At 75.2% G+C, this 10,795-nt stretch carries 6 protein-coding genes; 1 reads left to right on the forward strand and 5 read right to left on the reverse strand.

Annotated features, from left to right (window positions below; translation table 11 throughout):
- Positions 1-144: 144 nt before the first annotated feature.
- Positions 145-1,026, reverse strand: coding sequence for an NAD-dependent epimerase/dehydratase family protein (locus tag ACFVHB_RS25740; RefSeq protein ID WP_380326785.1), 882 nt, complete (start codon positions 1,024-1,026; stop codon positions 145-147).
- Positions 1,027-1,509: 483 nt separating this feature from the next.
- On the opposite strand from ACFVHB_RS25740, the gene ACFVHB_RS25745 reads away from it, so the two are divergent.
- Entirely contained in the window at positions 1,510-3,399 is a 1,890-nt protein-coding gene (locus ACFVHB_RS25745) for a serine/threonine-protein kinase (RefSeq protein WP_380326788.1), read from the forward strand.
- Between the two features lie 96 nt (positions 3,400-3,495).
- On the opposite strand, the gene ACFVHB_RS25750 is transcribed toward ACFVHB_RS25745, so the two are convergent.
- Genes ACFVHB_RS25750 through ACFVHB_RS25765 form a run of 4 tightly spaced genes read right to left on the reverse strand, consistent with a single transcriptional unit; the run spans position 3,496 to position 10,269 of the window.
- On the reverse strand, positions 3,496-5,256 hold the full coding sequence (locus tag ACFVHB_RS25750) for a YrhB domain-containing protein (protein ID WP_380326791.1): 1,761 nt from the start codon (positions 5,254-5,256) through the stop codon (positions 3,496-3,498).
- 6 nt (positions 5,257-5,262) lie between these two features.
- A complete protein-coding gene (locus ACFVHB_RS25755; RefSeq protein WP_380326794.1) occupies positions 5,263-8,052 on the reverse strand; it encodes a toxin glutamine deamidase domain-containing protein in 2,790 nt (929 codons plus the stop codon).
- Between the two features lies 1 nt (position 8,053).
- Positions 8,054-9,106 carry a hypothetical protein gene (locus ACFVHB_RS25760; RefSeq protein WP_380326797.1) on the reverse strand — a complete coding sequence of 351 codons (1,053 nt, stop codon included), beginning with the start codon at positions 9,104-9,106 and terminating at the stop codon, positions 8,054-8,056.
- 23 nt (positions 9,107-9,129) lie between these two features.
- Positions 9,130-10,269 carry a WD40 repeat domain-containing protein gene (locus tag ACFVHB_RS25765; protein ID WP_380326799.1) on the reverse strand — a complete coding sequence of 380 codons (1,140 nt, stop codon included), beginning with the start codon at positions 10,267-10,269 and terminating at the stop codon, positions 9,130-9,132.
- Between the last annotated feature and the right edge of the window lie 526 nt (positions 10,270-10,795).

Raw genomic sequence — 10,795 nt, forward strand, 5'->3', positions numbered from 1 at the left:
TATACCCCTCGTTTTGGGGTACCGGGCCTTGCCCCCCAAAAACAGCGCCGCCCCCCCGGGGGGGGTGCGGGGCGGCTACTGGGGCGGCGGGGGGGCCGGGGCCGCCGGCCCCCCCCCCGCGCGCCCGCCCCACGCCGGTGAAGGTCAGCCGCGGTCGCCTCCGGCGGCGTCGACGAGGTCGGCCAGCGGGTGGGGGCGGTCGGGCCGCCACCCCAGTTCGATGACGCCGCGCCGGCCGGAGACCACCTGGTCGAGCCCCAGCGCCTCGGCGAACGGGGCGCCCACGGCCTCGGCCGCCCGCGCCAGCGGCCACGGCTCGGCCCGGCCGGTGCCGCCCGCGGCGACGTCGGCGGCCGCGGCCAGCGCGGCGACCGGCACCGCCTCGTGGGCCACGCCGTGCAGCACGCTGCCGGTCTCGGCCTTGGTCAGGGCCAGCACGAAGAGCTGCGCCAGGTCGTCCACGTGCACCATCGGCCAGCGGGTCGTCGCCGAGCCGACGTAGCGGCCGGTGCCCAGCTCGCGCGCCCAGCCGGTCATCAGGCCGGGAATGCCGCCATCGCGGCCGTACACGATGCCGGGCCGCAGCACGACGGCCCGCACGTCGTCCTCGGCCAGGGCCAGCACCCGCTGCTCGATCCGCGGACGGTAGCCGACGATGGCGATCGGGTTCGTGGCGGCGTCCTCGTCGAGCGCCGTGTCGCCGGTGGCGCCGAGCACCCACACCCCGCTGGTGTAGACGAACGCCCGGCCGGTGCCGTGCAGGCGCTCGGTCAGCGCGTCCACGGCCGCGGCGTCCACCGCTTCGTCGCCGGTCGGCGTGGCGAGGTGCAGGACGGCGTCGATGTCATCGGTGACTGCCGCCCGCAGGGCGGACGGGTCGGCCAAGTCGCCCACGCGCGACTGCAGTTCGGGCGCGACCCGGCCCGCTTCCTTGACCAGGTGGACCACCTGGTGGCCGTCCGCCGTCAGCCGCCGTGCCACGGCCGATCCGATGTAGCCGGTGGAACCCAGCACAAGTACCTTCACGTCTGCTCCCGTTGGTGTTCTCGACGGCGGTGGAGGAGCCGGACACCCGCACCGGGGTGGGGCCCTGCGAACGTGTCCCGCCTGCCAACGCCTGGAGAATCTAGGCCGCTTCCTCCGGCCCCGGTCGACACCGCGTGCACGATTTCTCGACTTCCCGTGCAGAGGCGGGGTCGAGGAAGCCGCGGCGGTGCTCGGTGGGAGTGCGGCCCACACCCGTCACGGGGCCCGGCCCCGGACCCGGCGCTCCGGCCCCGGTCGGAGACCGGGGTTCCCGGTGTGGCCCGGCGGTCAGGGGCCACTCCTCCCGCACCGCCGGGGTCGTCGGCAACCCGTCGGCGGCCTCGGGGCGCGGAAGGAGTGGGCCTCCGTGGTGCCCGGACCCGGCGGCAGTCACCCACGGCGGTAGTCACCCACGGCGGGAGGCGGGAGACTGGAGGGAGGGATCCCGACCGCAGCGCCCGCGCCCGAGGTGAGGGGTACGCAGTGAGCACGCAGGACGGACCCGGACCGCCTCCGGGCGGCGCGGGCTCCCGGGAGCCACGGCTCCTGGGCGGGCGCTACGTGCTCGGCGCCCTGCTCGGCAGGGGCGGGATGGGCACGGTGTGGCGGGCCCACGACCAGCTGCTCGACCGCGACGTGGCGGTGAAGGAGGTGAGCGTCGGCGGCCCGCCGGGGGAGGAGGTCACCGTCCTGTACACCCGCATGCAGCGGGAGGCGAGGGCGGCGGCCCGTGTCAAGCATCCGGGCATCGTCACCGTTCACGACGTGCTGGAACAGGACGGCCGGCCCTGGATCGTGATGGAGCTGGTCGACGGGCGGTCGCTGGCCGACGCGATCGCCGCGGACGGCCCGCTGTCGCCGCGCGAGGCCGCCCGGGTCGGGGCGCAGGTCCTCGCGGCGCTGGAACGGGCGCACGAGGCGGGGGTGGTCCACCGGGACGTCAAGCCGGCCAACGTGTTGCTGGAGGAGGGCGGCCGGGTCGTCCTCACCGACTTCGGCATCGCGGCGTTCGAGGGCTCCACCCGGGTCACCCGGGTCGGCGACGTGGTGGGCTCGCCCGACTACCTGGCCCCGGAGCAGATCACCGGTGAGCGGCCGCCGGGGCCCGCATCCGATCTCTGGTCCCTGGGCGCCACGCTGTACACGGCGGTGGAGGGCCGGCCGCCGTTCGGCCGCCCGACGGCCGGCAGCACGCTGCACGCCGTGGTGGCCGACCCGTTGCCCGAGCCGCGCCGGGCAGGTCCGCTGGGACCGGTCCTCGACGCCCTGCTGCGGAAGGACCCGGACGCGCGCCCGACCGACGACCAGGCGCGGCGGCTGCTGGCGGCGGTGGCGGCCGGGTCGGTGGCGGCCACGGCCGTTCCCGCGACCGCGTCCCACCCGCCGACCGCGGTTCCGGCGGCCACCGTCGGTGGGGAGCCGGCCCCGCGGCCCACCGAGACGGTCCCGGTCGTGGCGCCGACCCGGCCGACCGAGGTTCCGGTGGCACCCGCTGCCACGGTCCGGGCCGCCGGTGCGGGGGGTGGGTCGGACCGGGCGGCCGGGGACGGCGGACGCCGGCGGCGTGCCGCGGCGCTGGCGGTCGTCGCGGTGCTCGTCCTGCTCCTGTCGGGCGGTGGGCTGGCCACCGCGCTGTACAGGGGCGGTGAGGCCACCACGGCGCCCGCGACCACCACCGCACCGAGCACGCAGCCGAGCACCCCGGCGCCGAGCACCCCGACGCAGCCGCCGACCACGCCCCCGGCCACTCCACCGACCACTCCGACGCAACCGCCCACCACCCAGGCTCCGGTCACCCCGACGCAGCCGCCGACCACGCCCCCGGCTCCGGTCACTCCGACGCAGCCGCCGACCACGCCCCCGGCTCCGGCCACCCCGACGCAACCGCCCACCACCCAGGCTCCGGTCACCCCGACGCAGCCTCCTGCCACCCCGGTGCCCCCCGGCTACCAGTTGATCACCGACCCGGCCGGATTCACCGTGGCCGTTCCCATCGGCTGGACGCGCAGCACGACGGGCAATGAGGTCGACTACACCCCGGACGACGGGACCCACCTCCTGCGGGTCAACCTGAACGCCAAGGTGTCCCAGAGTTCCGAGAGCCACTTCCTGCAGCTGGAGGCGAGCGTGGCGGGGACGTCGACCGACTACCGGCGGATCACCCTCGAACCCAACACGTTCCTGGGCTTCCCGGGTGCGCTGTGGGAGTTCTCCTGGGACGCCGGACAGTACGGCCTGCGGCATGCGATCGACCAGTCGTTCATCGACGCGAACGGCGACGAGCGCCTGATCTACGTCGGCTGTCCGGAGCAGGACTGGCCGGCCTGCCGGCAGGTCTTCGACACGGCGCTCGGCACCTTCAGCCTGTCCTGACCCCGCCCCGCGCGAACACCCCGCACGAACACCCCGCGCGAACGCCTGGACGGACCGCCACGACGGACCGCTCGCGCGGACCGTCGGGCCGAGCGCCTACCGGAGCCGCTCCATCGCACGCCCGTCGACCCAGGCGGACCAGCCGTTGGAGCAGACGATGCGCGCCCAGTCGCCGGCGCGCTCGACGACCTGCAGCTCGACCCCCGCGTCGATCCGGACGACGGGTTCGAGGGCGGGGTCGGGCTCCGCCCAGGCCTCCATGCCGCCCTCGGGGACGAGGTGGGTCGGCTGCCAGACCGGTGCGCTCCGCGGCGGGGGCGGCGGGGGCGGCGGAGCCGGTGTCGTGGCGGACGCCGCCGAGGGCGCGGACGAGGGCGCGGGCGAGGACGCCGACGACGGCGCGGACGACGCCGTCGCGGCCGGTGCGTAGATCTCGTCGGGCAACGGTCCCAGCGGGAGCGGCCGCAGGAATTCGTCGGTCAGCACCGAGGCGTCCGCCAGACTGAGTGACCGCAGGGCGAAACGGACCCCGGACCAGTCGTCCGGTGCCCGGGTGAGCCCGTCGCTGAGGACGGTCCACAGGACTTGCTGCGTGACGATGAAGAGCAGCAGCTCCTCCTGGCCCGTGGCCCGTCCCCGCTCCCAACCGGTGAGCTGGATGTCGTGCAGCGACAGGACGCTCGTCCAGGTGAAGAGCGTGCCGGCGAAGACCGTGAAGCCGAGCGAGGGCTCGTAGCGCGGCGCGGCCGCGGTGCCCACCCGCGTCAGGTGGCCGGCCTCCGTGTACCGGCGCAGTTCCCGCTCGGCGAGCCCCTCCGTGACGAGCGGCAGGCCGACGTCGGTGCGGCCGCCCGGATGGACGAGCAGCGCGAACAGCTCGGTGACCGCCCGGGTGAGCCAGCGCCGGTCCGCGACCAGGAGGGCGTCGTTCTGGGCCTCCAGCACGTCGGCCGGGGAGAGGGCGATGGGCGTCGGCATCGGGCGGCGTCCGGTGAACGCACGGAAGGAGCGCGTCTTGTAGGCGTCCACGAGCGTGAGCAGGAAGGCCAGCTGCTCGGCGTCCAGTTCCTCCTCCGGCGGCGCTATCGGCGCCGCGGCCGAGAACTGCAGCTGCGACTGCACCCACCGGGCCAGGTCGTCCTCCACGTACGGGGCCAGCAGCTCGTAGTCACGCTCGAACGCGGGCCGCAGGCCGGTGAAGACGTCCCCGGCCCGGCGGGAGGCGTACAGCCGGCACGGCGTCGGTGCGGCGTCGAACACGGCGGCTCGCGCCTCCACCACGCGGTCGGGGACGGTCAGCGGCAGCAGGGCGTTGCGCAGGGTGGCCTCCGGCAGGTCCCGGAAGCCGCGCAGCAGGTCGTTGGGATCGCGGGGCATGCCGTCCGGGCCGGCGCCACTCGGGCGGGCGCCGTCGGTGGGCAGGTCGGCCAGCGGGGAGAGCAGTCCGGGCGGCGGCAGCCCCAGGTGACGGACGACCGAGGCGAGTTCGGACCGGTCCAGGGTGACGGCCCGGGTGAGGCCGAGGGGGGTCGGGGCCGGGGGCGGGGCGCCGGTCGCCGCGGGTTCCGTGGCGAGGGACGAGCGGCGCATCAGCGCGAGGGCCTCGTCCGGCGGCACGTTGCTGCCCAGCTGGTGGACGGCTCCGGTGTCCCGCACGACGACCAGCGGGCCCAGCCCGATGAGCGCGTCCCTGGTGTCGCCCTTCTCCAGGTGCGCCCGCGAGTCGTAGGGGAAGACCCAGCACCATTCCTCGTCGGTGACGGCGTCGTCGACGAGGACCAGCTCGACGTCCATGCTGACCGACAGGTTCCGCACGTAGTCCTGTGCGAGCCGGTGCGCGTCCGCGTAGTCGATCATCTGCGGTCACCCCGTCCTCATGAAGCGCAACTGGACGAATCCTCTGAAGCTGGCCGGCTTCCCGGTCTGCCCGTCGAGGTACTTGACCACCCCGCCGTCGTTCACCGCGTTGAAGACGTGGGCCGTCGGCACGCTCGGGGTGCCGGGAGGCGATCCGGGCGGTGGGGCCTTCGGGTACAAGCCGTAGACGATGCCCCTCGATCCCGGGCCCGCCACCTTCAGCGTGGAGTCGATGGTCATCCTGGACTGCACCTTCGTGAAGCGGTTGCCGTACATGTTCTCCATGAGGTCGACCGGGAACCCGGACGAGGGCGGGGCGGGCGGCAGGGGATTGCCGGCGAGCTTCGCGTCGGTGGCGATGGTGCAGTTGCCGCAGTTCGTCAGATTGGTGTCGGCGGCCCGTTCGAGCGGCGTCCTGGGCGTGCCGTCCGGATGGAACAGACCCTCCTTCGTGTAGCCCAGCCCCTGGCGGGACGGGTTGGGATTGACGCCCTTGAGGAATCCCCGGACGTCCGTGATCCCCTCCGTGCCCAGCGTCTTGGAGACGGCTTGCGGGGCCACGCCCGGAGCCGGCGGTCCCGGCGCCTTCGGGCCCGCACCGGCTGCCGGAGCGCCGGCCGCCGTACCGCCGGCCGCCGGTGCACCGGGCGGTGCCGGTCCGGGTGCCACCGGTTCGGCGACTGGCGGTGCCGGTCCGGGTGCCACCGGTTCGGCGACGGGCGCTGCCGCGGCCGGGCGGAGGTTGCGCAGCCCGGCGCCCACCGCGACGAGCGTCGCGACGTTGCCCGCGTCCTGCACGACGGCGACCAGGAGGTCCCCGGCGCCGCCCTTCCCGGCGACCAGGTCGGCGGTGGCCTGCACGGTGTTGACCGGCATGGTCGCCTTGGTGGTCCCCCAGGCCGCTCCGCGGACTCCGCCCTCCGTGTAGCCCGTCGTGGCTCCGCGGACCGCCGCGGCGGTGAGCGAGAGCGCACCCACCTGGGCAGCGGTGACCAGGCCTACGGCGACGGCCCCGCCGGTCAGCGCGGTGAGGGCGACCTGGGTGGCGGCCTGCTTGGCGGTCGCCGCCGCCGCGTCGAAGTCCCCGACGCGGGCCGCGGCCGCGGCCGCCTCGGTATCCGCCCTGGCCTGGGCCTGGCGGAGCACCACGTTGGTGAGGGTGCGGATCTGCCCTTCCTTGTCGGTGCCGGGCTCGCCCTCCTGGATGCGGGTGAGGACCCGGTTCGCCACGTCCTGCTGGCCCGGTGCCAGCCTGCCGATGAGGCCGGTCAGGGCGTTCGATGCGGCCTCGACCCGGTTGAGCTGCTTGATGTAGTCGTCGTAGTCGTGCTCCGCCTTGGTGCCCTTCCTGATGGCGGCGACGAGGTCGGTCATCCCCTGTCGGGCGAAGGCCGCCTGCTCCGTCCTGATCGTGGTCAGGCGGGCGTTGCTCGCCGCGTCGTGGTCGCTCTCCAACCGCTGCAGGGCGCCGAGCCAGTCGGGGGTGACCCCCTTGGCGGGGTCGAGACCGGCGAGCAGCCCCTTGAACCGGTCGTACCGGGAGGGATCGGTGGTCTCGATGTCGAGCTGGTGGAGGCGGGCGCGGATCGCCTCGGTGTAGGGGATCCGGCCGTCGACGCCGCCGGGTGGCGGCTCGGCCGGAGCGGTGGGCTTCGGTGCGGCCGCGTCCGGTCCCGGCGGCAGCGGGGGCAGCGGAGCCCCCGGTGGCGCGGGCTCCAACCCGGGCAGCGGTGACAGCGCGGGCGGTCCGGCCGACGGGGCGGGCTCCGCCGGACGGACGAGCGGCCCGGCGCCCGGCGGGTGCTCCCCGCCGGGGCCGCCGCCCGGGGGCGGGCCGCCGCCGAAGCCGCTGAGGGCCCCGGCCAGCCAGCCCGCGAAGGTCCCGGCGACGGCGCCGAGGGCGGCGACGACGGCCCCGACGGTGGAGTTGACCAGGACGGCCGTGCTACCGGCGCAGTCCAGCCAGGGCGTTCCCTGGCACTCGGTCCACCCGCCGTCGTCCGCGGCGGCGGGCGGCGCGTCCATCAGCTGGTACAGCGCGGCCGCCGTCCCGAGCACCAGCAGGATCAGCGCGGCGGTGCCGGAGGAGGACCGGAGCCTGGACAGCAGGACCGCCAGCACCGCGAACACCCCGGCCAGCAGCCACTTCACCCCTGTCGAGGACACGAAGAAGGCGACCAGCAGCGCGGCGGCCGACCCGAGCAGGCCCACCGTCAGGCCGGTGATCCCGGTGACCCGCTGTCGCCGGGTCGGGGCGACCCGTCCGACCAGTGCCGACCAGACCTGGTGCATCGCACTGGACAGGACGCTGCCGAGGACGCCCGGGATGATGGCGAGCAGGCCGAACCCGAGGACCGCGCCCACCGAGGGCGACAGGACCACGGCGGCGATCATGCTGACCGCCGCGCCCCACAGCAGGTGCACGTACGCCGCGCGGTCGCCGCGCACCAGGCCGGCCAGGGCGCGGGGCATCCCGCGCAGATCGGCGAGGAGCTTGGACGTGCCCACCGCCTGCCAGTAGCCGGCGATGCCGAAGATCAGGGTGCTGAACAGGGTCCAGAACAACGCGCCCTGGACGAAGCTGCCGTTGCTGGTCGCGGGGGAGCCGGACGGCACGTCCGTCCCCTCGTAGCGCACCGCGATCAGCCAGACGTTGCTGATGTAGCCGAAGAGGCCGCCGACCACCGCGGTGAGCAGGGCGGTGAGCGCGTTGCCGCGCAGCCAGCCGGGGAACTGCCGGGCGATCTGCCCGATGCCCGGAGGAGCCGTCGGCGCTCGGGGAGCGGGAGCCGTCATCTCATCCCTCCGCCCGGTCCACGATCACGAATCCCCCCGAGTACGGCAGCGCGGAGGTGCGGACCCGCACCACACCGGGGTCGGCGAAGCACACCCGCGTCGTGTCGCCGGGTTCGAGCCGGGGCCCCTGCGGCGTACCCGCCCAGGACAGCGCGTACGTCGCGGCGTCGTCATCGCGCAGGCTCACGCAGCCGTTCGGGGGCACCCGCAGCCACTGCGGGGAGAACCGGCCGTTCACCACGACCGCGCTGGGCCCCGGGGCCACCTGCTCGCCGGCCCGGACGGGGCCCGGCGTCGGATAGGGGCGCTGCCAGACCACCAGCGCCACCAGGACGCCGAGCAACGCGTACGCCGTGCTGTGGGTGCCCAGTTCGCGCAGCCGGCGGGAGGTGCGCTCGGGGTCGGCGACCAGCACGCCCAGTGGCACCGCGTACGCCAGGTGCCCGCCGTACGCGATGGCCAGCAGCCCGGTCCCGCGCAGGGCGTAGACGCCCGCGACCGGCGTGGCCACGACCATGGTCTCGATGGCCACTCCCCAGGCGAGCGCCCAGTACCAGCGGCGGCCGCGCGCGACGACCCCGTAGGCGATGCCGAACCCGATGCCGTTGCCGAAGTGGAAGAGCCAGCCGCACAGGCCGGTCCAGGAACTGGACGAGTCGGCGCCCAGCAGGAGCACGCCGTACGAGTCGATCGGCGCGAACAGCCGGTACCCGGGCAGCAGGAACGGCAGCCGGAAGAGGTCGTAGGCGAAGGTGCCGAGCAGGCCGCCGACGGTGCCGGCGACGAGTGCGGTGTGCAGGCGGTGGTGGCGGGCCGACCGACCGGTCGCCACGCCGATGACGGCGAGCACCGCCAGGCTCGGCACGGTCACCGCCCAGAACCAGACGGCGAACGGGCCCAGCCCGTACGCCCAGGCCAGCAGCGGTGCGACGGGGAGCAGGCCGAGGACGGCGCAGACCGCGGTCAGCGTCCCGTCGCGCGGCGCCCGCGAACCCCGCCGCTCGGGGCGGCGCACCGCCTGTGCGTCGCCTGCGCCCGGGGGTCGTACAGCCATCCGCTCACTCCGGCCGGGCCCCGTCAGGTGGCGGTGTCCCACAGCATGACGGTCCGGTCCGCGCCCGCCGAGGCCGCGCGGCGGCCGTCGGGGGCGAACGCGACGGCGAGCACGTTGCCGGTGTGCCCGTCGTACCGCCGCACCTCGCTGCCGTCGGAGGCGTCCAGCAGCCGCACGGTGTTGTCGACGCCGAGCCCCGTGGCCCGGTCCGTCGCGTAGAAGTCGGAGCCGCTGCCGGTGAGCAGCCGGCGGCCGTCCGGCGAGACGGCGAGGCACAGGACGTTGCCGACGCCCACCTCGAAGCGGCTCACCTCACGGCCGCCGGCCGCGTCCCACGCGTACAGCCGCGCGTCCAGGGTCGTGGCGAAGGCGAGCCGGCCGTCGGGCGAGAAGGCGACCGAGGTGACCGCGAACAGCGCCTCGCCGAACCGGCGCAGCTCCCGCCCGCTCTCCAGCTCCCACAGGAACACGTGGTCGTCGCCGGTCCCGATCCGCAGGTCGCCGGAGAGGACCAGGCGCCGGTCGGGGGAGAAGGCGACGGAGGTGACGCCCGCACGGTGGCCGCGGAGGCGGCGGAGCTCCTGCCCGGTGGCCGGGTCCCAGCAGCGCACGGTGCCGTCCCTGCCACCGGTGGCGACCAGCCGGCCCTCCGGGGAGTACGCCACCGCGAGGCTTCCGGCCTCCTCGCCCTCGAACCGGCGCACCTCCGCTCCACCGGCGGTCTCCCACAGCCGCACCGGCCCCCGGTGCCCGCCGGAGACCGCGAGCCGGCCGTCCGGCGAGAGGGCGGCGCACACCACCCCGGTCTCGTCGGCCCGCCAGCGCCGGATCTCGGTCACGCCGTCGGCGTCCCAGAGCCGCAGTGTGCGGTCGGCGCTGCCGGACAGCAGCTGCCGGCCGTCGGCGGAGAAGGCCACACAGGTCACGGCGTCCTGGTGCCCGTCGAACCTGCGCCCCGCCTCGGACGGCACGTCCGGAACCCGCCAGTACAGGGGTGGTGGCGGTGGCGGCGGCCGGACCGGGCGACCACGCGGCGGCCCGGGCGGGGGCCCGGACGCCGGCCCCCGCGGCGGGCCCGGGGGCGGCCCCGCAGGCAATGGCGACGGCGTGGCCGCAGGGGGCGGCCCGGGCGCGCGATCCCGCGGTGAGGCCTGCGGTCCCATGGCAGCTCCTGCCGTTGTGCGGCGACGGGCCCGGCCGAGAGCTCAACCCCGAACGGTTCCGGCCGCTCGACGTTCGAGCCTGCGGACGACTTTTCCCTATTGACGCTACTCCGTCCCCAAGGGACCACAACCGACTCGAGGGCAGTCGGCTTGTGGGGGGCCACAGCTGACGTGGAAGAGGCGTAGCCGACTGCCGTGCCGCCTTGCCGCCTCGCCGACAGAGGGGCGCGCGGCAGCCGTCCCAGCCCATGGCGCCCGTGGAGAGCTGCGGAGGGGCCAGGGCCGGGGGATTTGTTCCCGGCGCGAAGGAGGAGTAGTGTTCCCTAGTCGCTCGGCATGGAGCACCGGACACGCAGCTGCGCGGACGGTCCCGGAGCGGCCAATCCTTGGAAACACCACACTTCCCGGTCTGGGTCTGTTTTGGTGTGTCCGTTTATATGGGTTGCGGCTGGATTCGCTTTTCGGAGCGGGGTTCGGCTAGAGTTTGAAACGTCGGACGGGGCGTCAAGCCGCAGAAGACACCAGC

The organism is Kitasatospora sp. NPDC127111, assembly GCF_042677465.1.
In the GTDB taxonomy this organism is placed as follows: domain Bacteria; phylum Actinomycetota; class Actinomycetes; order Streptomycetales; family Streptomycetaceae; genus Kitasatospora.

Bases quoted from the DNA above. Each gene is read 5' to 3' on its own strand.
- ACFVHB_RS25755 (WP_380326794.1), bottom strand. From the start codon at position 8,052: ATGACGGCTCCCGCTCCCCGAGCGCCGACGGCTCCTCCGGGCATCGGG.
- ACFVHB_RS25765 (WP_380326799.1), bottom strand. From the start codon at position 10,269: ATGGGACCGCAGGCCTCACCGCGGGATCGCGCGCCCGGGCCGCCCCCT.
- ACFVHB_RS25760 (WP_380326797.1), bottom strand. From the start codon at position 9,106: ATGGCTGTACGACCCCCGGGCGCAGGCGACGCACAGGCGGTGCGCCGC.
- ACFVHB_RS25750 (WP_380326791.1), bottom strand. From the start codon at position 5,256: ATGATCGACTACGCGGACGCGCACCGGCTCGCACAGGACTACGTGCGG.